Here is a 20499-nt window from a genome sequence, read left to right on the forward strand (position 1 = left end):
TACTTAGCAAGCGGAGCCCATCATGGAAAAACGTGAAGAACTCTACCGCGGCAAAGCCAAATCGGTTTACAAGACCGATGACGCTGACCGCTTGATCCTGCTGTTTCGCAACGACACCTCGGCGTTCGACGGCAAGCGCATCGAGCAGCTCGACCGCAAAGGCATGGTGAACAACAAGTTCAACGCCTTCATCATGCAGAAACTCGAAGCAGCTGGTGTGCCGACGCAATTCGACAAACTGCTGGGCGACAACGAATGCCTGGTGAAAAAACTCGACATGATCCCGGTCGAGTGCGTCGTGCGTAACTACGCCGCCGGCAGCCTGGTTAAGCGTCTGGGTGTCGAAGAAGGCATGAAGCTCAACCCTTACACCTTCGAACTGTTCCTGAAGGACGACGCCAAGGGCGACCCGTTCATCAACGAATCCCACGTCGTGGCATTCGGCTGGGGCACCGCCGAACAACTGGTTCGCATGAAAGAACTGTCGCTCAAGGTCAACGAAGTCCTGAGCAGACTGTTCGACGACGCCGGCCTGCTGTTGGTCGACTTCAAACTCGAATTCGGCGTTTTCTCCGACGGCTCCATCGTCCTGGGCGACGAGTTCAGCCCGGACGGCTGCCGTCTGTGGGACAAGGCCACCGGCAAGAAAATGGACAAGGACCGCTTCCGTCAGGGCCTCGGTGACGTCATCGAAGCTTACGAAGAAGTCGCCAATCGTCTGGGCGTACCGCTTTAATCGACGCAAGCATCTGATAGCACGGAAAAATTTCGCTTAGGGGGTTCGCTTCCGGCAAAAGTGTTGTTATGATGCGCGCCGTTGGAGAGATGCCAGAGTGGCCGAATGGGACGGATTCGAAATCCGTTGTACCTTCACCGGTACCTAGGGTTCGAATCCCTATCTCTCCGCCATTACATAGAAAAAGCCCCGTAGATGAAAATCTACGGGGCTTTTTCGTTTGCGCAGCTTTTTCCTTTGGACCATTTCGCGTTCGTCCGACGTTTGCCCCAAGTTTTTGGTGTCGGATAAATCAGACCAACAGCGTAAGAAAAATATGCATATTTACGGGAAAACTGACTCCACCGAGTCTCTTTAATTACCGCCTCCCGTATCTATTGGACGCCCCGCGAATCAAGGGTTTTTCTTCGAAATATCCCCTCACATTGAAAAACATTGCCTCAAAAATTCCTCATCTACTCTGGTTTCGCAGGTCACTGATCTGTCGTAATCAGCAGTCGCAAGGAGCGATCAATGTATTTTGAGATTTACAGGCAAACCCGTGGTATCGCACAAACTGGCAAGGGCCAATGGCGCTGGCGTTTGCGGGCGGGGAATCATGAAACGATTGCCAGTGGGGAGGCTTACGTCAACAAGTCTGATTGCGTGCATGCCATCAGTTTGATCAAAGGGACTCATGATCAGACCCCGGTCAAGGAGATATAGACTCCAGGCGGTGAAGCTGCTCAGTCAGAGCAGCTTCGTTTTTTCGGGCTCCCTGTTTTTATGGATCAGGTCATTTGCCAACCTGCATAGACGCCGATTACGACATCTCCCTAAACTGTCACCCAAGTCTTGGGGGCCGGGGTGCAAGGGATGAATCGCAACGAACTGCGCAAGGCCGACATCAACCTGATGGTGGTGTTCGAGACCTTGATGCTCGAACGCAACGTCACGCGGGTGGCGGAGAAGCTGTTCCTCGGTCAGCCGACCATCAGTGCGGCGCTGAACCGCTTGCGGACGATGTTCAATGATCCGCTGTTCATTCGGGTCGGCCATCGCATGGAACCCACGGCGCGAGCCGAGGAAATTATTCAGCACCTGTCACCGGCGCTGGATTCGCTGTCGGTGGCCCTGAGCCTGACTCACGATTTCGATCCGCTCAGCAGCACCATGACGTTTCGCATCGGGCTGTCGGACGATGTCGAGTTCGGCCTGTTACCACCGTTGCTGCGCGCCTTGCGTCAGGAAGCGCCGAAGGTGGTGTTCGTGGTTCAGCATGTCGACTACTGGCGCATTCCCGACTTGCTGGCGTCCGGTGATATCACCGTTGGTATTAGCCAGACCCGCGGCCTGCCAGCCAACGCCAAGCGCAAATTGCTGCGACACATCCAGCCCAGTATTTTGCGTGCAGACGCATCAGATACACCGCTGACCCTCGATGAATATTGCTCGCGGCCGCATGTGCTGGTGTCTCACACCGCCAATGTCAGTGGCTACGCCGATGAATGGCTGGCGGAGATCGGTCGTACTCGTCATGTGGTGCTCTCAGTGCCGCAATACAGCTCGTTGCCGGCCTTGCTCGCTGGCACCGATCTGATCGCCAGCCTGCCGGATTACACGGCCGAAGCGATGGCCGCGTCCGGCCAACTGTTCAAGGAGCCGTTTCCGTTCAAGACGCCGACTCTGGACCTGTCGATGGTCTGGCTCAGTCATGTCGACAGCGATCCGGCCGAACGCTGGCTGCGCTCGCGTCTGGAGGCGTTCATGAGTGAGCGGCCGATCCTTCCGCTGTCCCAGTGAGTAGGACGGCGCTGTGTTATATGTACGAACTTTCTACCAATCTACAGGAGCCCTGTCATGCCTCACCTGCACATGGAATACACCGCTAACTTGCCCGAACTGAATGCCGACGTGGCGTTGATGCGACTCAACAATGCGTTAATGGCTTCCGGTCAGTTTGCGGCCGAGTTCGATATCAAGAGCCGTGCAGTGAAGGTCGAAAGCTTCAAGGTGGGCACCGCATTGGGCGAGCGGGCTTTTGTGCATATCAAGCTGGCACTGTTGAGCGGGCGTTCGGCGGAGATCAAGAAGCAGTTGTCGCAAAGCCTGTTGGCGGTGTTGCAGGACTTGTGCGAATGGCCGGCCAACGTAGAAGTGCAGTTGTGTGCGGAAATTCTGGATATTGATCGTGAGTCCTACACCAAAACCGCTTTCGGCCATTGACAGGCGAGGTCTTGGGTTCAGAGCAAACCTTGTTCCCCACAGGCTTTGACCACTTGCTCGCGAAGCCAGGTATTGGCGCTGTCCTGATCGTTGGCTTCGCTCCATTGCATGTCGAGGGTAAATCCTGGCAAGCCATTCGGTGCTTCGCAATGACTGAACACGGCGTCATTGGCCAGCAGCGTTTGAATGCGCCGCGGTAGCGTCAGGATGAAGTCGGTGCCGGTGATCATCTTGAGGGCTGCCCTGTAGCTGTTGGATCGCGCGATAAGCTGCCGCTTGTGATCGACCCTGTGGGTGTCGAAGGTCCTGTGTGGAGGGAGCACGTGACGATGTTCAGCGATTGATCGCAAGCTTGGGCGCGATTCCAGCGGGGTTGCGCGTTTATCGAAGACGTAAACCAGCTCGTCTTCAACCAGCCTCCGGGATTTGAAGTCAGTGTGGCTGTGTTGAAAATCGTGACCGAAGCAGATCACCAGATCGAGACTGCCCTCGCGCAGTTCATCGACGGGTAGGGCGGTATCGAGTTTTTGCACATTGACGATCACTGGCAAGTTGGCGAAGTCGAAGTTCCTCAACAGCCGCGGCAGTACCAGCAGTTCGAAGTATTCCGACGCGCAAATGTTGAAGGTGACGGCTTTTAGAGTCGGATCAAAGGCTTGAGCTCCGGAATGGCAGAAGTTGATGCCTTCCAGAATCTTCAGCACATGCTCGTGCATGGTGGTGGCTTTGTAGGTTGGACGCATGCCTGATCGGGTGTTGATGAACAAATCATCTTTGAAGCCGGTGCGCAGCTTTTTCAGCGAATAGCTGACGGTGGACTGGCTGACCCCGAGGGTTTCGGAGACGGCAGTGACGCTGTTTTGTTCATACACGGCGACGAACACCATGAGGTCCTGCATATCGAGCTTTCTAAGTAAATTGCTGTTAAGCATCTGCCCCACCTGATGAACTCCCTGTTCTGTTTTGAGCACAACCTATCCATAAGAGGATAACGGAACGATAGTGCCAGGAGAATGGTTTGTAGGAAGGTTCATTGTCAGATGTGGGACACAACGTGTAGGTAACACGACCTACGCATTCAATCGCCGGCCATATCGCCCAGCGCGTTCTGGCCTGAAGGGGCTTTCCGGGATTTTCTGGATCAGCGCGGGCTGCTCGAAAGTGATCGGCATCGGGTTGCCAGACGCTGAATACCCCACCGGCCAAGCGCTGAAGTTACGTCCAGACACTTGGCTACGGTCGGCCCGGTAAAGTGAAGTTGTATGTTAATGAGTCTTATTACAGTAAGCCGTCTTGCGCGCACACGCTGACAACTTGTTCGCGAAACCAGTTGTTGGCGCTGTTTTGACCTGGTTTCTCGCTCCACAACATTTCCAGTGTGAAGTTCGGTAAACCTGTCGGAGGTTTGCAATGGCTGAATTTGGCGTCGTTACTGATCAGCATCTGGATACGCCGAGGCAGGGTGAGAATGAAATCGGTTCCGGGAATCATGTTCAGTGCAGCAACGTAACTATTGGCCCGTGCGATAATTTGGCGAGAGTAGTCCCATTTGCTGAGCCAGCCATCGACCATATTGGTATCTGAAGTCCATGGGGTCGGGAAAATATGCTGACGCGCGACAAAGGTGTCCAGGCTGAACTCGCCCTCTGGAGGCTCGAAGTTTTTATCGACGACGCAGACCAGATCGTCTTCCAGCAGTACTTGTGATTTCAGATTTTTAGCGCCGCGATGAAAGTTAGGGCCGAAACAAATTACCAAGTCGAAACGCCCATCCATAAGCTCATCATTAGGGATGTCTCTGTGAAACTTCTGAATATTTACAATAACTGGAAAGCGGCTTCCGATAAAGCGCTTCAATAAATTTGGAAGTATCAGAAGTTCAAAGTATTCGGGTGCGCAAATGTTAAAAGTGATCTCTTTTTGCGCAGGATCGAATGAGGGTATTCCAGAATGGCATATGTTTATGGTTTTCAGGATTTTTAGTACATGTCTGTACATTGTGGCAGCTTTGTGTGTTGGCCACATGCCGCTACGGGTATTGATGAAGAGTTCGTCATCGAAGCTCGTGCGCAGCTTTTTCAGGCAATAGCTCACTGTGGACTGGCTGACGCAAAGGGTTTCGGAGACCTCAGTAACGCTTCTTTGTTCATATACCGCCACGAAAACCATAAGGTCCTGCATATCCAGTTTTCTTAGCAGATTACTGTTAAGCATAAAATCCATCTCGGTGAAAGTCCATGCGGGTCACTGTACGTCGTGTTTTGTGACAAGGTTGTTTATTTATATATTAGTGGAAGCAATTGGTTTTTTAAATAGTCTGTCGGACATTTCCTCATATCCTCGTTCCACTTTAGAGAAATCCCTGACCCGGGAAAGGAGGGCGAAGTGTTGGTACGAGTCACGGAAAGTCAAACGCCGTTATGGATGCAGGCGACTGAAGTTGTGAAAGAAAAATTTCGCAGCTCTTATAAGGCATCCGTAGAGCCGAGCCCGCAGTATTTTGCGGTCACCCAAGACAGTGAGGAGCGCATTCTTTCTTGCGCCGGGATAACTTTTGCGGATCACCGCACACTGTTCTCGGAGCAATACCTGTCGCAACCGATAGAAACGATTTTGTCCCAGCGTTTTGAAAAAATGATCGATCGATCAGTTATTGCCGAAATAGGCAGTTTGATTTCTCATCACCTGACGGCCGGAATGATCATGGTCAACATGATTCCGCTGTTGGCCTGGTGCATGGGGGCTCAATATTTGCTTTGCACCGTCACACCCCGGGTCCGGGAAATGATGGAGAGCTGTCAGATCGATTTCGAACCGCTGCTCACGGCGGACCCTCAGCGCCTGGCCGATGATGGTGGCAAGAACTGGGGAACTTATTACTCGAAATTACCGATCACCGGTTTTATCCGAGTTGACCCGAAACGTTCGCGATTTGCAGCCATGACGCTCGGTACGCTGTTCACCCAACTGCCGACCGATTTACCGGCGAGGGCGCAACCATGAGCGGCCGTTTCATTGCGGATTTACGGCTTGCGTTGCAGGTCAATCGTCAGAAGGTCTGCGCTATCGATTGTGCTCCGACCGGCCTGGAGCACGCCGCTGTCATGACTTATGGCGAGTTGGAATCCCGGGCGCTGAATCTGGCGGCAGAACTGCAGCGGCGTTTCGACACGGCGGCTCATGGCGACCACGTCGTGCTGGGGATTGCGACGCGTAACAGCAGTGACTGGCTGATTGCCGATCTGGCTTGTCTGTTTGCCGGAATTACCGCACTGCCTTTGCCGCTGGCGTTCAGTCAGTCCCAGGCCGAGCACCTTGCCGAGCGTTGTGACGGATTTTTGGTGGATGCCGCAGGAGAGCGCACGCTCGCTGAGCGCTGGATGCTCGATTTTCCCGACAGTCGTCTCCGGCGTATCAGTGAGCCGGCCCTGGAGCAGCCGTTGTTGCGAGAACCCGACGGCGATAGCGACTGGATCTGCAAAATCATTCATACCTCCGGGACTACCAGCCGGCCCAAGGGGGTGCGCCTGAGCACCGCAGCTGTGGGGGCGGTGTTGACTTCCCTGCGCCAGTGGATGCCGGTCGATGCCCATCGCAGCTACCTGTCACTGGTGCCGTTGAGTCTGCTGCTGGAGCAAGTGACTGCCGCGTATTTGCCATTGCTGGCCGGTGGGATCGTGCATTTCCTGCCAGAAGACGAGGCGCTGCTGGGCGAGCCTGGGACATCACCGCAGCGTTTGATCGAGTGGATTCTGCGGGTCGAACCAACGGCATTGACGGTGCCACCGGTGATGCTCAATCGCTTTTACGAGCAATTGACCGAAGGCGGCGCGCAAGGCGAGCACTTGTCTCGTTACCTGCATTCGGGGGTGCATATCACCTGCGGCGGCGCGGCCGTCAGCATCGATATCCTGCATGCCCTCGCCGAGATGGGTATTGCTGTGTTCCAGGGGTACGGGCTCTCCGAGAACGCCTCGGTCGTCAGTATGAATACCTTGCAGCACCAACGTCTGGGTAGTGTGGGCAGGCCGTTGCCGCATGTTCAGGTGCGCATCGGCACCGACCAGACCATTGAGGTCAAGAGCAGCTCGTTGTTCAGTGGTTACTCAGGCAAGGACCCGAGCGCCTGTTCGATGTCCGACGACGGCTGGATGGACACCGGCGATTTGGGGGAGCTGGATGCCGATGGTTATCTCTATGTTCGCGGTCGCAAGAAAAACGTGATCTGCCTGCCCAATGGCCGCAACGTCAGCCCGGAACAGGTCGAGCTGGAATACCGCGAATACCCCGGTGTGCGCGATGCCGCGGTGTTTTTCGATGAGGCCCATGGTCTGGTGGCGTTGTTGTGTGTTGAGTCGACACCGGATCGCGATGACCTGGCCAGCTGGTCAGCACGGCGCTTTTCCGACATCGAGCGCCCGAGCCGCCTGTGGTTGCTGACTAAAGACGATCCATTGCTCGAGCAACTCTATACCGTCACCGGCCGTCCAAAACGTGCCGACATCGCTACTGTTTTCGCCAATCTGCAAGGGAGTGCATCTGATGAACACACCGGCCTATCACTCTGAAAGTCCCGACGTATCCATTATCGAGCCACGCCATTTCGCCAGCCTGGGCAAGGCCGAGCTATACGAGTTGCTGGGGCACTACGGTGTCGTCCTGTTACGCAACTGCATTCACAATGCCGAGGATTTCAGCGCCTATGTGAAGCAGAACAGCTCGCGGCTGAGCCTCGACCCTGCGCGGGTCATGGTCGGCGGTGCAGCACAGTTGGTGGATGCAGGTCGTCAGGCGATTGGTCTGCATTGCGAGAATGGCAACTCTCCATTCTGGCCGGACATCACTTGGTTTTATTGCCAGGAAGCGCCGCGCAAGGGCTCGCAAACCACCTTGTGCGACGGTGAGAAAGTGCTGGCGAAACTGTCGCCCGCCTGCCGCACATTTTTCGAGAACAACCCGATTCGCTACAGCCGCACTGTTGCCGGCGACAAATGGCGTCGGCTGGTCTGCCACTATTCGCCGGCGCTCTCGGACCCGGCGGCGGTCGAGATCGAAGATCTGATGCAGATCGTCGGCGACGATTCGCAGACGCAAATCTCCTTCAACCCGGCCGATGATTCAATTCACTACGCCTTCAGTACCTCGGCGATTCTGGTCTCCGAATTCAGCCAGCGACCGGCGTTTGCCAACAGCATCCTCGGGCCGTCGTTCAACTATGAAGTGCCCGTGATCGATACAGCGTCCGGGCTGCCCATTCCCAGCGAATTCCTGCACGAAATCGCTGAGGTTTCCGCGCAATACACCTACCCCGTCGGCTGGCGTGACCATGACATGGTGATGATCGACAACCGTCGGGTGATGCACGGCCGTGAGGCCATCGTTGACGAACGTCGCCGTATCTTCAACGCCCTGAGCTACCGCTGAGACCTATTTATGAAGACCAATAACCAACAGATCATTTCTGGCCAGTACGAGACGTATATCGACGGCGATGGTCGCCAGATCGTCGATCTGGCCGGCGGGTTTGGCTTTCAGGTGCCTGAGGTGATCGAGGCGGTCAGCCTTCAGGCGCAGAATATGGGCCTGTCCAATCGGGTGCTGATGTCCGACCCACTGATCGCTTTGTGCCGCCGCTTGGCCGAGTTGCTACCGCAACCGCTGGTGAACTCTTATGTGTGCAGCTCCGGCGATGAAGCATTCGAAGGCGCCTTGAAACTGTGCAAAGGCCTCAAGCCCAAGGGCAACACCATTGTCGTTGTCCAGGGCGGCGACTATGGCTCGCTGAGTTATGGACGTTGCCTCAGCGCACCGCAAAACTATCTGGAAATGCAGCGTTTCCTGGGCTTCGAACTGGTGGCGATCCGTCATGTCCGTGAGCTGGACAAGGTGGACTGGAACGATTGCTTCGCTGTTTGCCACACCAGCACCGTGATGGGTGAAGACGGTCGCTTGCGCCTGATAGAGCAGGTGCTACTCGATCACTTGTATGCCGCGGCGGCCAAGGTGTCGGCGCCGGTCATCGCGGTCGATGTGCAAAGTTGTCTGGGGAGCCTGGGCACGCTGTTCGGTTTCCAGCGTTATCGCAACACTCCGGACATTGTGGTGTTGGGCGGACCACTGGGCGGCAGTGCGATTCCTATCGGCACCTATACCTGCAGCGAACAGATGGCCTATCAAGTCTACGGTCGCAGCAGCCCGGCGAAACATGGCAGCACCACGGCCGGCAATCCGATGGCCTGTGTGGCCGCCATGGCGGCACTGGATTACGTGCAGGCACACGACTTGCCCAGGCAGTGCCTCGATAACGGCCAGATTCTGGCGCAAGCGCTCGCCTCATTCGGTGCTGTCGCCTGCGGTGCCTGGGTCAGCCTGCAGCTGCCAGCCGACCTCAAACCCGCCGAATTGTGCGAGGAGCTTTATCAGCGTGGCGTCTATGTCAGTGCACCCCGTGGCCGCGAGTTGATTCTGCGTTGCCCGATCACCGCACGAGCCGAACACATCCAGCGCGCATCCCGGATCCTCAAGGAGACTTTAAGCCATGTCCTTAACCCTATCGCATGAACAACTGCTGGATGATTGCCAGCGGCATTGGAGTGCCTCGGCGGCAAAGCTCTATCGCCTGGGTAAAACCAGCGTCGAAAAGGAGGCCGATGGCATCTATGTCACCGACCATGCCGGCAAGCGCTTTATCGACTGCGCATGCAGCTATGGGGTGTTCATCGTCGGCCATCGCAATCCGATGGTGCGTGAGCAAGTGCAGACCCAGTTGAACCAGATGGCTTGGGTTCCAGAGGGGCGGGTGCACCCGCTGCAAGGCGCACTGTCCGAGCGCCTTCGGAATCTGGTGCCGGGTGATTGGGGGGATGTGCAGTTCATGGTCTCGGGTGCCGAAGCCATCGAACAGAGCATGCGTTATGTGCTCAAGGTGCAGCAGCACCGGCGCGGAATCGTGGTAATGAACGATTCCTACCACGGCAAGACGCTGGCGGCGATGAGCATTCTGGGGCAGAAACAACACCATCGCAGCTACGGCACCGAGGCCTCGGAAGTGACTTATGTGCCGTACGGTGATTTCGCTGCCTTGCAGAGAGCGGTTGGCGAGGGTGTGCGTGCGGTGTATGTCGAGCCGATTCTGGGGGGCGCCCACTTACAGGTTCCGCCCGTAGGTTATATGGCGAATATCCGCGCCCTGTGCGATGCCACCGAAACCTTGTTGGTGGCCGACGAAATCCAGACCGGTTTCGGTCGCTGTGGCAAGTGGTTCGCCGTGCAGTACGACGACATCGTGCCGGACATCATGATCCTCTCCAAAGGCCTGACGGGTGGCTACACCTCGTTTGCCTGTGCGATGTACAGCCAGCGACTGGCCACGCAATACCCGCTGAGCGAAATCGAGCCGGACCAGCGAACCAATGGCGGGCATCCGGTGGCGTGTGCCTCGGCGCTGGCCGCTATCGATTACATCGAGCAGCACAACCTGGTCGAGCAATCACGAATCAATGGCGGTTTGCTGCGCCATGGCCTGCAACGGCTGGCTCAGCGTTATCCGCAGATTGTCGAGGGTGTGCCCGGTGTCGGTCTGATGACCGGCTTGCGCTTGCGTGGTTCGGTCTACGAAGCGCTGATGAGCATGGAGTTGGGCAAGCGTGGAGTGCATGCCGGGCATTCCATGAATGAAAAGGCCGAGCACCCGGTTTTGCGGTTTTACCCGCCGCTGAACATCACGCCCGAAGCGCTTCGGCATGTCCTGACGATGACCGAGGAAGCCCTCGAGGCGATTGCCCGGCGTCCGAAGCTGGCGGTCAAGGCGTTTTCTCTGGTGGTCAGAAACATGTACCACATCCCCAACAAACTACTGCGCAACAAAGGGAAGCCCTGAGTATGTTCAATCCCGATACTTTGACCTTGCGCGAAATGGCCGGTCTGTTGCGCCGCGGTGTGCTGACCAGTGTCGACTTGCTGGAGTTCTACCTGCAGCGTATTGCTGAACGCAATCCGCAGATCAATGCCCTGATTCAACTGGAGTCTGTCGACGAACTGCGTCGACAGGCCCGGGAGGCCGATGAAATGGCCCGCATTGGACAGATTCGTGGCCCTTTACACGGGATCCCCATGACCATCAAGGACGTCTGCCATGTGCGTGGCTTCCGGATGTCGCGAGGCCTGGAAGAATTGCTTGGCGAAGCCAGTCAGGAGGATGCCACGGTCGTTGCCCGGCTTCGCCAGGCGGGAGCGATCATCCTTGGGATCACCAATGTTCCCGAGCTGTGCATGGCGTTTGAAACCGACAACCTGCTGTATGGCCGCACGCTAAATCCTTATGACGGGCAGCGCTCCGCCGGTGGCAGCAGTGGCGGTGAAGCGGCGGCCATCGCGGCCGGTTGCTCGCCGGCCGGGCTGGCCTCGGATGCTTGCGGCAGTGTACGGATTCCGGCGCATTTCAACGGTATCTGCGGCATGAAACTGACCCAGGGGCGTGTGCCGTTGACCGGCCAGTTTCCCAATGATCGCTCCGGGCTGTTTCATCTGACGTCGGCGTTTGGCGTGATGGGGCGTTATGTCGATGATCTGGCGTTACTCGGGCAACTGATCAGCGGCGCTGACGGTCACGACCCGGACACCGTCGATGTGCCGTTCGCCGACAGCCAGCCGCTGGCCCAATTGCGTGTCGCACTGTCTTGGGAGTCCACCAGAACCCGGGTGAGCCCGGCGGTGAAGCAAGTCCTGCAACGGGTCGAGAGTTGCCTGAGCAGTGTGGTGGCGCAAGTGACACCGACGGCTCCGCAGATGCTCGACGAGGCCTGCGATGTGCTATGGCGGGTTTTCATCACGGGCGCGGATGCCGGGCGTGGCTGGAAGCGTCTGTTCCAGTCCATGGACAAACAGACCTATACGCCTGCCACCACAGAGTTGATTCGCTTGAGCGAAGAGGTCGAATTGAGCGTGGATGAAATGAAGCGCGACTGGATTCAGATCGATACGTTTCGCTATCACCTGGCGAAGTTCTTCAATCAGCACGATCTGTTCATTTGTCCGGTATTCCCCGACGTGGCGTTCGCTCATGGCGAATCTTTGCAGGATCGTGAGCGCTATGCCTTTGTGTTTCCGTTCAGCCTCTCCGGTTCACCGGCGGTGGTCATTCGCGCCGGGCATGATCCGGTCAGCGGGATGCCGATCGGCATTCAGATAGTGGGTCCGCATTGGCAGGAAGAACGGCTGCTGGCCGTGGCCAATTTCCTTGAACGCGAACTGGAGCGCTGGAGCCCGGTGGCACCATTGACCACAGTCGCTCTTTAACGGATCTCAAGCCGTAACGGTTTTGGCGTTGCGGCTGGTGATCACCAGGGCCAGCATACCGACACCCACCAGTACCGCACCGGTGACTTCTATCAGCGCCGGTTGCTCTCTGAGCCACACCCAGTGAAACAATGTGACAAACAGCGTGTTCAGGTAGACGTAGGAAATCACCGTTGATGGTGAAATCACCCCGATTGCCCGATGCAGCAGCCAGAATGTCGCGAGGGTGCCAAACAGCGCCAGGTACACCAGCCAGAACATATCGCTCGCCGACAACTGCGCGCCGCTGCGCCAACCGCCGTTAAACAGACAGAACACAAACAGAAACAGTGAGCCGAAGAGCATGTTCCAGAAGGTCATCGCCACCGGGTCACGTCCCTTTAAAGTCTTGGCCTTGAATCGCTGGCTCAAAGGCGAATAAAGCGCCATCGCCAGGCAGCCGACGCCGAAGACCAGTACCGGGTACAGCGCCGGCAACTCGCCTGGAGCCGCCCCTTTGAGGATCAGCAGCAGGGCACCGATCGCTGCAATCGACATCGGCAACAAGCGGGTTTTCAGGCTCGGGCTCGGCAGCAGGAATACTTCAAAGAACAAAGTCATCAGCGGCACCAGGGTATACAGCGTTGCGGTATTGACCGCCGTCGTATAACGCAGCGCTTCAAACAACGAACCAAAATACGTCGCCAGCAGCAGCCCAAGAACCGCATGGGCCAGCAAGCCTTTGGCCGAGATCGGTGAAGTGTTTTTCAATAACAGCAGCGGCAAGAATATCAAGGCTGAAAACAACAAGCGCAGCCCGGTCAACAGGATCGGGTCTATCGATTGTCCAACCTCTGCCGCCGCAAAGAACGAGGAGGCGATTAGCATCGCCCAGATCAACATCCCCCAGTGAGCTTCTGCAAAACCGACTTGTTTCATGCGTTCCTTCCCCTGGGTTTGATCGGTAAACCGGACATGGTAGGAGCCAGGCTTGCCGGCGAAGGCGTCCTTCAGAGCGCCTTCGCCGGCAAGTCGGATCGCCGCACCGCTGGCTCCTACGACAAACAGACTATTGGATATGCTGCGCGTACTGCTTGGGATTGAAGCGCAGCACCATCACGATCATCACTGCCATAACTGCCGTGAGTGACCACCAAGCCCATTCGAAGCTACCCAATTGGTCACGAATCATCCCGGCAATCAGCGGTGAGAGTCCCGCGATCAGGTAACCGATGCCTTGTACAAAGGCCGTCAGGCCGCCGGCACGGCGCGGGTTATCCAAGTGATCAAGGGACACGATCAGGCTCATCGGGAACAGACCGCCAATACCCAGACCCAGCAGGCACGGCCATAGCAGGCTAAAGCGTTCCGGACTGAGGATCAGGCCGCAGAAGCCGGCCATGATCAAGGCCAGCAGAACGACCAGCACCACACGTTTGTCCTGGCTGCGGTTGGCAATCGCGGGTGTGATCAACCCGGACACGACTTCCATGGCTGTCAGAAATCCCAGCAATAAACCTGCATTTTGTTCGCTCCAGCCCTTTTCCACGTAATACGGAGCAAGCCAAGCCAGCACACAGGTGTAGGAGGCCGTGCCCAAGCCGAAGAAAATTGCCAGCAACCAGGCCCGTGAGTTACCGACGAAGGACTCCTGGCGCCCCATCGGCGCCGCCGGCAATGGCGCGATTGCCGAGCGCTGGGCAAACCAGAAGGCCAGGGCCACCAGCGTCAGGAGAGCCCAGATTGCCAGGCCCATCCGCCAACTACCGGTCTGCGCCAGGACAAAAGGCGAGAACGATGCCGCAATCGCCGCTCCGCCCATGATCGAGGTGACATACAAACCCATGAACAGCGAAACGTTGTCGCTGAAGCGTGACTTGATCAGCGCCGGCATCACCGCTTGAATAAGGGCGATCCCCAGTCCGGCCAATACCGCGCTGAGGATCAGCTCAAGCGTGCTGTCCAGGTACAACCGGGAGACCGTGGCCACACCGATGATCAGCAACGACACGATGATGGTGCGATGTTCGCCGACGCGTTGCGCGATGCGCATTCCCAGGAACATCGCCAGGCCCATCGCCATGACGGGCAGCATGGTCAGCAGCGAGGCGGTACTGAAACTTAATGGAACATCTGCGCGAATGGCCGACAACAACGGTCCGACAGCGGCCATCGAAGGCCTCAGGTTCAGTGCCACCAATACCACGCTGACCATCAGCCATCCGGCATAGGAGCTTGAAGTGCGAACGTTTTCCATAAGGGAACCCCAAATATACAAGGCTTCGATTAGGCAGCTCCAAGCCTGTCGGGGCAAACTGAAAAGTCACTGGCACTATCGAGAAATTAGGTTTAGTGACTTGGGGGGATTGTTTAGCCAGTCTGCAACCAAGGTTCATCAAGTCTGGATTTAACGGCTTATCTGCCCGTGTGACGCTGCTTTGATCTGTTTACTGCGGTTTTTTCCATGGACGCTTGGCTAATCGGAATCAAACACGAGAGGACGCCTGGGGCCACTTCAAGCTTTCATCCATGTCGTCTATATAGACCTGCCTGCGCATTGAGTTTGTCTGCACTCCCTTCTGAACTGACCTTCTGGGCACTGTGGCACTGCCGCCACGCCCGCCCGCCGGATTCCTGCATGTCCCGTTGATTGTTCTGACAGGTCCCGCGCTGTGCGTCGGGATCAAACCGGCGGCGCCTGTGCGTTTGCCTGACGCGGATAGACGAGAATTCCCATGAGCTGTGCCACGACATCCTTCGCCACGAAAGAAGAAGCCCTGTCCTTCCTGGAACACAATCCGGATATCGAGATGTTCGAGCTGTTCATCCTCGACAACAACGGTGTGCCACGGGGCAAGCTGCTGCATCGCGATGAACTGCTGGCGGTGTACGAGAGCGGGCGGCCGCTGCCGAGTACCATTCTGGGACTGACCATCAATGGCGATGACGTGGAAAATTCCGGACTGGTCTGGGACGTCGGTGATATCGATTGTCGGGCCTACCCGATCAGCGGCAGTTTGCAGCGTATGCCGTGGCGATTGATTCCCACGGCGGCGGTGCAGGTCAGCATGCATCCAAAAGAAGGCATGCCCGCGACCATCGCCGATCCACGGCACTTGCTGGCCAAGGTCATCGAAGGCTTGCAGGCTGACGGTTATTACCCGGTGATGGCGGCGGAACTGGAGTTCTATTTGCTGGATCAGCAGCGCGACGGCAACGGTCGGCCGCAGCCGGCGCGGGATGTCGATGGCGGGCGGCCACGCACCACGCAGGTCTATGGCTTGCGGGAGCTGGAGCAAATCGAACCGTTTCTGGCAGACCTCTACAGCGCCTGCAAGCTGCAGGGCATTCCGGCGCGCACGGCGATTTCCGAATACGCGCCGGGGCAGGTGGAAATCACCCTCGAACACCGCACCGATGCTTTGCAGGCGATGGACGAAGCGGTGCGCTACAAACGGCTGGTCAAGGGCGTGGCCCACAAGCATGGGATGGCGGCCTGTTTCATGGCCAAGCCTTTCGATGATCTGGCCGGCACCGGCATGCACATGCACGTCAGCCTGGCGGACAAGGACGGCAATAACCTGTTCGCCAGCGAAGCCCCGGACGGCACGCCGCTGCTTAAACAAGCGGTCGGCGGAATGCTCAGCACGTTGCTCGATTCATTGCTGCTGTTCTGTCCGAACGCCAACTCGTACCGTCGTTTCCAGACCAACAGCTACGCACCACTGGCGGCCACCTGGGGCGTGGACAACCGCACCGTGAGTTTGCGAGTGCCCGGCGGGCCGGCATTCTCCCGGCATATCGAGCACCGCATCTGCGGTGCCGACGCCAACCCGTACCTGGCGGCTGCGGCGATCCTGGCCGGGATTCATCGCGGCATTCGTGAGCAGCTTGACCCGGGCGCTCCGGTGGAGGGTAACGGGTACGCCCAGGCCACTGAATTGTTGCCGACCGACTGGTTGACCACGTTGCGAGCGCTGGAGGCATCGAACTGGGCGCGGGAGGCTTTCGGTAGTGAGTTTCTTGGCGTGTATCTGGCGGTAAAACGTGCCGAATACCGGCAGTTCATGGGCGAAGTTGGTGAGCAGGACTGGCGCTGGTATTTGCATCAGGCTTGAAACGAGTTTCCACTGTTGAAAGTTTGGGCCTAATGCCATGAGCCAACTAATCGTTGGCTTATTTTTCACAAAAAATTGATGGTTGGCTGCTTAAGATTTGTGTTGTCGCGGTAAATGAATTTTTCACATTTACCGCGGGCACTTCTTTTCAGGAACAGCCGTTCATCATGTTGAAGTTAAAAGCCGTGCGCCCCGAGTGGGTGACGTTGATTGCCAGCGTCTTTTTATTGGCAGGGTTCAATTCAGTTCTCTGGCAACACCTCTTCGATATCACCGCGGCAGACGGTCCAGGCATCACCATGCGTGTCGCATTCGGGGTGATGATCCTGGCGGTCTTCAACATTGTGCTGACGTTGCTGGCATTCCGGCCTGTGATGAAACCCGTGTTGACGCTGATCTTTTTGGTCAGTGCCGGCGTGGCCTATTTCATGAGCCAATACGGTGTGTTGATCGACGCCGGTATGTTTCGTAACTTCGCAGAAACCAATGCCACGGAAGTACGTGACTTACTGTCCGTGAAGTTGTTTGTTTATATTATATTTCTCGGAATTTTACCGTCGTGGTTGTTGTGGAATACGCCGGTTAATTACCGTCGTTGGCACCGTGAGTTGTTAAGTAAAGTGCTGGTGAGTGTCGCATCGGTGGCGGTGATCGGCGGTGTCGCCCTGGTCAACTATCAAGGCTTGTCGTCGTTGTTTCGCAACCACCATGAATTGCGCCTGATGGTGGTGCCAAGCAACTACATCGGTGCCTCGCTCGGCTATCTGCGCGAACAAGTCGTTTCTGCCCGGCAGCCCTTCATCAATATCGGTGAAGACGCCGAGAAAAACCCGGTCTGGCAGACCCACGGCCGTAAATCCCTGACGGTACTGGTGGTGGGCGAAAGTGCCCGGGCCGAGAACTTCGGCATCCTGGGTTATGACCGCGACACCACCCCCCAACTGGATAAGGAAGCCGGCCTGATTGCCTTCACCGATGTGCATTCTTGCGGCACGGAAACGGCGGTGTCGGTGCCCTGCATGTTCTCCAACATGGGTCGCAAGGATTACAACGCCAGCAAGGCAAAGAACGAGGAAGGACTGCTGGACGTGCTCAAACACGCCGGTCTCGAGGTGATCTGGCGGGATAACCAGTCAGGCTGCAAAGGTACTTGCGATCGAGTCACTGTCGACGACGTGAGTAACCTGAAAGACCCGGTGTTGTGTGCCAATAGCGAGTGCCGCGATGAAATTCTCCTGCAAGGTTTGCAGCACTTCATCGACACGCTGGATAAAGACACCGTGCTGGTACTGCACCAAATGGGCAGTCACGGGCCGGAATATTTCAAGCGCTACCCGAAAGAGTACGAACACTTCACCCCGGTGTGTGAAAGCAATGCGCTGAACAATTGCAGCCGTGAAAGTATCGTCAATGGCTACGACAACACGTTGGTGTACACCGACCATGTGCTGTCGACCCTGATCGACCTGTTGCGCAGTAATCAGGACAAAGTCGATACCGCCATGCTCTATCTGTCGGACCACGGCGAATCGCTGGGCGAATACAACCTGTTCCTTCATGGCACGCCTTACATGCTGGCGCCGGAACAACAGAAGCATGTCGCGATGCTGGCGTGGTTCTCCGACAGCTATCAAAAATCGTTCTCTGTGGACACCCATTGCCTGCAACTGAGTCGCGAAAAGCCCTTGAGCCAGGACAACCTGTTCCATTCCATGCTTGGCCTGCTGGAGGTCAACAGCAAGGTCTACGACCCGGGGCTGGACATGTTTGCCGGCTGCCGCGGCGCGGTGATTGACGGTGTGCTGGCCAAAGAATGAGCTCGTCGACCTTTTTTTCACGCGCCAGTGGTTAACCTGCGGTCAGTCGATATTCCAACAAGAGCCATTGCACATGTCTGCGTTGCCCCCATCCGCCATCGAGCTTGAGTTCGCCCGGCGCTACGATCAGGAACACGCCCGCGTCTGCCTGCAGTCGCGACCGCGTGGCCTGGCGGGGCGTTTGACGTTCTGGCGCAACGAGCAACTGGTGCGTAACGCGCTTCAGGTCGCTGGCGAGCCGGGATTGATTCTTGATGTAGCCTGCGGTGTCGGGCGCTTCTGGTCGATACTGGCCGAGCATGCGAATCGGGTGATTCTTGCGACCGATCCGTCTCAGGACATGCTCGATCACGCCCGCACCCACCATCCGCAGCACCTGCTGGAGCGGATCAAGACCTTTCAGAGTTCAGCCTTCACCATCGGTTTGTCGGCGAACGCGGTTGATTGCATTTTTTGCATGCAACTGTTTCAACACATCGCCAGTCCTGAGCATCGGTTGGCCATGCTGGGCGAGTTCCATCGGGTCGGTCGCGACACGGTGATCGTGGCGGTGCGGGCTGATGCGCATTTCAAGCTGCGCCGATCCGGTGTGGAAGGCGCACGGGCCCGGCCACAGGCGAGCAAGGCCGAGCTTGAGGCCGAGTTCAGGCAAGCGGGTTTCCACTTGCTCAGCCATCAGGACTTCCTGCCGGGTTGTGCGCGGATGCGCGTCTACGTGCTGCGTAAGGGAGGCTAGTCTCCCTTCTGTCAGACTATTCTTGCGGTCCAGCAGGTATTTTCGCTAAAGCTCTTGTTCAGTGGATGCGCGGAAATCGCCGGGGGCGATATATACTGCGCGCCATTCTTCAAGGGAGAGCCGTGTGGCCATCGATATTCTCTGGATTCGCGACAACGATAGCCTCGGTCAGTTTTGCGCCGAGTGGCAGCAGTTGCCATTCGTTGCCCTCGACACCGAATTCATGCGGGTCGACACCTTTTACCCGATCGCAGGCCTGCTGCAGATCGGCGATGGCGTACGCGCTTACCTGATTGACCCACTGACCATCGACAATTGGCAGCCGTTGGCCGCGTTGCTGGAAAATCCGGCCGTGGTCAAAGTCGTGCATGCGTGCAGCGAAGACCTCGAAGTCTTGCTGCGTCTGACCGGTAGCCTGCCGGCGCCGTTGTTCGACACCCAACTGGCCGCCGCTTACCTGAACCTCGGTTTCTCCATGGGCTATTCGCGGCTGGTGCAGGAAGTGCTCGGCATCGACCTGCCCAAGGGCGAAACCCGTTCCGACTGGCTGCAACGTCCACTGTCCGACACTCAGATCAGCTACGCCGCCGAAGATGCCTTGCACCTGGCGGAAGTTTTCGTACAGCTGCGTCCGAAGCTTTCGGACGACAAATACGCCTGGGTCCTGGAAGACGGTGCCGAGCTGGTGGCCAATCTGCGTCGCGAGGTCGACCCGTATGAGGTCTATCGCGACGCCAAACTCGCCTGGAAGCTGTCCCGCGCCCAACTTGCCGTGTTGCGTGAACTTTGCGCCTGGCGTGAAACGGAGGCCCGTGCCCGTGATCTGCCGCGCAACCGCATCGTCCGTGAACATTCCCTGTGGCCATTGGCGCGCACGCAACCGGACAACCTTGGCGCGCTGGCGAAAATCGAAGACATGCACCCGCGTACCGTGCGTCAGGACGGCGAATTTCTGCTTGATCTGATCAAGCGCTCTGGCAGTGTGTCGCCTGATCAATGGCCGCCAGCAGTGCCGGAGCCGTTGCCGGTGGACGCCGCCGCGCTGGTCAAACAGCTGCGCGCCATCGGCCAGGCCGAAGCCGAGCGCCTGAACATCGCGCCAGAACTGATGCTGCGCAAGAAAACCCTGGAAGCGCTGCTCAAGAGCGGCTTCCCCAATGGTCCTTACCAATTGCCTGATTCGCTGCGTGGCTGGCGCCGCGAATTGATGGGCCAAGCGCTGCTCGACAGCCTGGCCACCGCCGGAGAACAGCCTTGAAACGTATTTGTTCCATCTACCAAAGCTCCAAGCGCAGCGGCATGTACCTTTATGTGCTCAAAAGCGATGCGCTTGAACGTGTGCCGGAAGCGCTGATGCTGGCCTTCGGCAAGCCGAAACATTCCTTCAATCTGGTGCTGTCGCCCGAGCGCAAACTGGCCAGTGAAGACATCGTCGTCGTGCTGGAGAACCTCGAGAAGCAGGGCTATCACCTGCAAATGCCGCCGGCCGAAGACGAATACATCGAGCATCTGCCGGAAGAATTGCTGCGCCGCAACGACCCGATGTAATCGGCAGACAGGCTCTGTTCAGAGCCTTTATGAAACACTGGAATGATTTTAGCGATGGCCAGG

19 protein-coding genes and 1 tRNA gene are annotated in these 20499 nt (G+C 57.2%); 16 read left to right on the plus strand and 4 right to left on the minus strand.

From position 1 onward, the window contains the following. The first annotated feature begins 22 nt into the window (after window positions 1–22). The 5 genes from purC (at window position 23) to TU81_RS06090 (ending at window position 2941) form a co-directional block, all read left to right on the plus strand. A complete protein-coding gene (gene purC, locus TU81_RS06070; protein ID WP_048394065.1) occupies window positions 23–736 on the plus strand; it encodes a phosphoribosylaminoimidazolesuccinocarboxamide synthase in 714 nt (237 codons plus the stop codon). Window positions 737–819: 83 nt separating this feature from the next. Next, window positions 820–909 (plus strand) — tRNA-Ser (locus TU81_RS06075). A gap of 340 nt (window positions 910–1249) precedes the next feature. Further along, window positions 1250–1441 carry a YegP family protein gene (locus TU81_RS06080; protein WP_008074435.1) on the plus strand — a complete coding sequence of 64 codons (192 nt, stop codon included), beginning with the start codon at window positions 1250–1252 and terminating at the stop codon, window positions 1439–1441. Between the two features lie 150 nt (window positions 1442–1591). Further along, window positions 1592–2518 carry a LysR substrate-binding domain-containing protein gene (locus TU81_RS06085; RefSeq protein ID WP_038979339.1) on the plus strand — a complete coding sequence of 309 codons (927 nt, stop codon included), beginning with the start codon at window positions 1592–1594 and terminating at the stop codon, window positions 2516–2518. Between the two features lie 57 nt (window positions 2519–2575). Then, entirely contained in the window at window positions 2576–2941 is a 366-nt protein-coding gene (locus TU81_RS06090; protein ID WP_038979340.1) for a 5-carboxymethyl-2-hydroxymuconate Delta-isomerase, read from the plus strand. 17 nt (window positions 2942–2958) lie between these two features. Here TU81_RS06090 and TU81_RS06095 read toward each other — a convergent pair whose 3' ends face one another. After that, on the minus strand, window positions 2959–3873 hold the full coding sequence (locus TU81_RS06095) for a LysR family transcriptional regulator (protein WP_048394067.1): 915 nt from the start codon (window positions 3871–3873) through the stop codon (window positions 2959–2961). Window positions 3874–4219: 346 nt separating this feature from the next. Next, window positions 4220–5155 (minus strand): LysR family transcriptional regulator, encoded by a 936-nt coding sequence (locus TU81_RS06100; protein ID WP_038980224.1) that lies wholly within the window; start codon window positions 5153–5155, stop codon window positions 4220–4222. Between the two features lie 171 nt (window positions 5156–5326). Between TU81_RS06100 and TU81_RS06105 the strand changes: the two genes are divergently transcribed. From TU81_RS06105 to TU81_RS06130, 6 genes are read left to right on the plus strand one after another with little or no spacing between them, the layout of a single operon-like run. Continuing rightward, window positions 5327–5944, plus strand: a complete 618-nt coding sequence (locus TU81_RS06105; protein WP_038979342.1) for a thermostable hemolysin — start codon at window positions 5327–5329, stop codon at window positions 5942–5944. After that, window positions 5941–7509, plus strand: a complete 1569-nt coding sequence (locus TU81_RS06110; RefSeq protein WP_038979343.1) for an AMP-binding protein — start codon at window positions 5941–5943, stop codon at window positions 7507–7509. Before TU81_RS06105 ends, TU81_RS06110 begins: the two co-directional genes overlap by 4 nt. Beyond that, on the plus strand, window positions 7484–8365 hold the full coding sequence (locus TU81_RS06115; RefSeq protein ID WP_038979344.1) for a TauD/TfdA family dioxygenase: 882 nt from the start codon (window positions 7484–7486) through the stop codon (window positions 8363–8365). The genes TU81_RS06110 and TU81_RS06115 overlap by 26 nt, the downstream gene beginning before the upstream one ends. 9 nt (window positions 8366–8374) lie before the next feature. Continuing rightward, a complete protein-coding gene (locus tag TU81_RS06120; RefSeq protein WP_038980225.1) occupies window positions 8375–9502 on the plus strand; it encodes an aminotransferase class III-fold pyridoxal phosphate-dependent enzyme in 1128 nt (375 codons plus the stop codon). Beyond that, window positions 9480–10820, plus strand: coding sequence for an aspartate aminotransferase family protein (locus TU81_RS06125; RefSeq protein ID WP_038979345.1), 1341 nt, complete (start codon window positions 9480–9482; stop codon window positions 10818–10820). Before TU81_RS06120 ends, TU81_RS06125 begins: the two co-directional genes overlap by 23 nt. A gap of 2 nt (window positions 10821–10822) precedes the next feature. Beyond that, window positions 10823–12238: an amidase gene (locus TU81_RS06130; protein ID WP_038979346.1), complete on the plus strand. Its 1416-nt coding sequence runs from the start codon at window positions 10823–10825 to the stop codon at window positions 12236–12238. 6 nt (window positions 12239–12244) lie between these two features. On the opposite strand, the gene TU81_RS06135 is transcribed toward TU81_RS06130, so the two are convergent. Next, window positions 12245–13156 carry a DMT family transporter gene (locus TU81_RS06135; protein ID WP_038979347.1) on the minus strand — a complete coding sequence of 304 codons (912 nt, stop codon included), beginning with the start codon at window positions 13154–13156 and terminating at the stop codon, window positions 12245–12247. Window positions 13157–13286: 130 nt separating this feature from the next. Beyond that, window positions 13287–14474: a cyanate transporter gene (locus tag TU81_RS06140; protein WP_048394069.1), complete on the minus strand. Its 1188-nt coding sequence runs from the start codon at window positions 14472–14474 to the stop codon at window positions 13287–13289. Window positions 14475–14952: 478 nt separating this feature from the next. On the opposite strand from TU81_RS06140, the gene TU81_RS06145 reads away from it, so the two are divergent. The 5 genes from TU81_RS06145 to TU81_RS06165 all read left to right on the plus strand — a co-directional run bounded on the left by TU81_RS06145 (window position 14953) and on the right by TU81_RS06165 (window position 20436). Continuing rightward, window positions 14953–16335, plus strand: coding sequence for a glutamine synthetase family protein (locus TU81_RS06145; RefSeq protein ID WP_038979349.1), 1383 nt, complete (start codon window positions 14953–14955; stop codon window positions 16333–16335). A 167-nt stretch (window positions 16336–16502) separates the two neighbouring features. Continuing rightward, on the plus strand, window positions 16503–18152 hold the full coding sequence (locus TU81_RS06150) for a phosphoethanolamine transferase (RefSeq protein ID WP_048394489.1): 1650 nt from the start codon (window positions 16503–16505) through the stop codon (window positions 18150–18152). 73 nt (window positions 18153–18225) lie between these two features. Then, the gene (locus TU81_RS06155) at window positions 18226–18888 is read left to right on the plus strand and encodes a class I SAM-dependent methyltransferase (RefSeq protein ID WP_048394071.1); all 663 of its coding nucleotides are present in this window, start codon (window positions 18226–18228) and stop codon (window positions 18886–18888) included. 124 nt (window positions 18889–19012) lie between these two features. Continuing rightward, entirely contained in the window at window positions 19013–20146 is a 1134-nt protein-coding gene (gene rnd, locus TU81_RS06160) for a ribonuclease D (protein WP_038979351.1), read from the plus strand. Further along, window positions 20143–20436 carry a YcgL domain-containing protein gene (locus tag TU81_RS06165; protein ID WP_038979352.1) on the plus strand — a complete coding sequence of 98 codons (294 nt, stop codon included), beginning with the start codon at window positions 20143–20145 and terminating at the stop codon, window positions 20434–20436. Before rnd ends, TU81_RS06165 begins: the two co-directional genes overlap by 4 nt. Window positions 20437–20499 lie beyond the last annotated feature (63 nt).

The organism is Pseudomonas lini, from assembly GCF_001042905.1.
Classification (GTDB): domain Bacteria; phylum Pseudomonadota; class Gammaproteobacteria; order Pseudomonadales; family Pseudomonadaceae; genus Aquipseudomonas; species Aquipseudomonas lini.

What these genes read in the sequence shown, in the direction of transcription:
- TU81_RS06125 (WP_038979345.1), top strand. Translation starts at nt 9,480, where the DNA reads ATGTCCTTAACCCTATCGCATGAACAACTGCTGGATGATTGCCAGCGG.
- TU81_RS06100 (WP_038980224.1), bottom strand. Translation starts at nt 5,155, where the DNA reads ATGCTTAACAGTAATCTGCTAAGAAAACTGGATATGCAGGACCTTATG.
- TU81_RS06135 (WP_038979347.1), bottom strand. Translation starts at nt 13,156, where the DNA reads ATGAAACAAGTCGGTTTTGCAGAAGCTCACTGGGGGATGTTGATCTGG.
- TU81_RS06080 (WP_008074435.1), top strand. Translation starts at nt 1,250, where the DNA reads ATGTATTTTGAGATTTACAGGCAAACCCGTGGTATCGCACAAACTGGC.
- TU81_RS06085 (WP_038979339.1), top strand. Translation starts at nt 1,592, where the DNA reads ATGAATCGCAACGAACTGCGCAAGGCCGACATCAACCTGATGGTGGTG.
- TU81_RS06110 (WP_038979343.1), top strand. Translation starts at nt 5,941, where the DNA reads ATGAGCGGCCGTTTCATTGCGGATTTACGGCTTGCGTTGCAGGTCAAT.
- TU81_RS06145 (WP_038979349.1), top strand. Translation starts at nt 14,953, where the DNA reads ATGAGCTGTGCCACGACATCCTTCGCCACGAAAGAAGAAGCCCTGTCC.
- TU81_RS06140 (WP_048394069.1), bottom strand. Translation starts at nt 14,474, where the DNA reads ATGGAAAACGTTCGCACTTCAAGCTCCTATGCCGGATGGCTGATGGTC.
- TU81_RS06130 (WP_038979346.1), top strand. Translation starts at nt 10,823, where the DNA reads ATGTTCAATCCCGATACTTTGACCTTGCGCGAAATGGCCGGTCTGTTG.
- TU81_RS06155 (WP_048394071.1), top strand. Translation starts at nt 18,226, where the DNA reads ATGTCTGCGTTGCCCCCATCCGCCATCGAGCTTGAGTTCGCCCGGCGC.
- TU81_RS06120 (WP_038980225.1), top strand. Translation starts at nt 8,375, where the DNA reads ATGAAGACCAATAACCAACAGATCATTTCTGGCCAGTACGAGACGTAT.
- TU81_RS06115 (WP_038979344.1), top strand. Translation starts at nt 7,484, where the DNA reads ATGAACACACCGGCCTATCACTCTGAAAGTCCCGACGTATCCATTATC.
- TU81_RS06090 (WP_038979340.1), top strand. Translation starts at nt 2,576, where the DNA reads ATGCCTCACCTGCACATGGAATACACCGCTAACTTGCCCGAACTGAAT.
- TU81_RS06150 (WP_048394489.1), top strand. Translation starts at nt 16,503, where the DNA reads ATGTTGAAGTTAAAAGCCGTGCGCCCCGAGTGGGTGACGTTGATTGCC.
- purC (WP_048394065.1), top strand. Translation starts at nt 23, where the DNA reads ATGGAAAAACGTGAAGAACTCTACCGCGGCAAAGCCAAATCGGTTTAC.
- TU81_RS06095 (WP_048394067.1), bottom strand. Translation starts at nt 3,873, where the DNA reads ATGCTTAACAGCAATTTACTTAGAAAGCTCGATATGCAGGACCTCATG.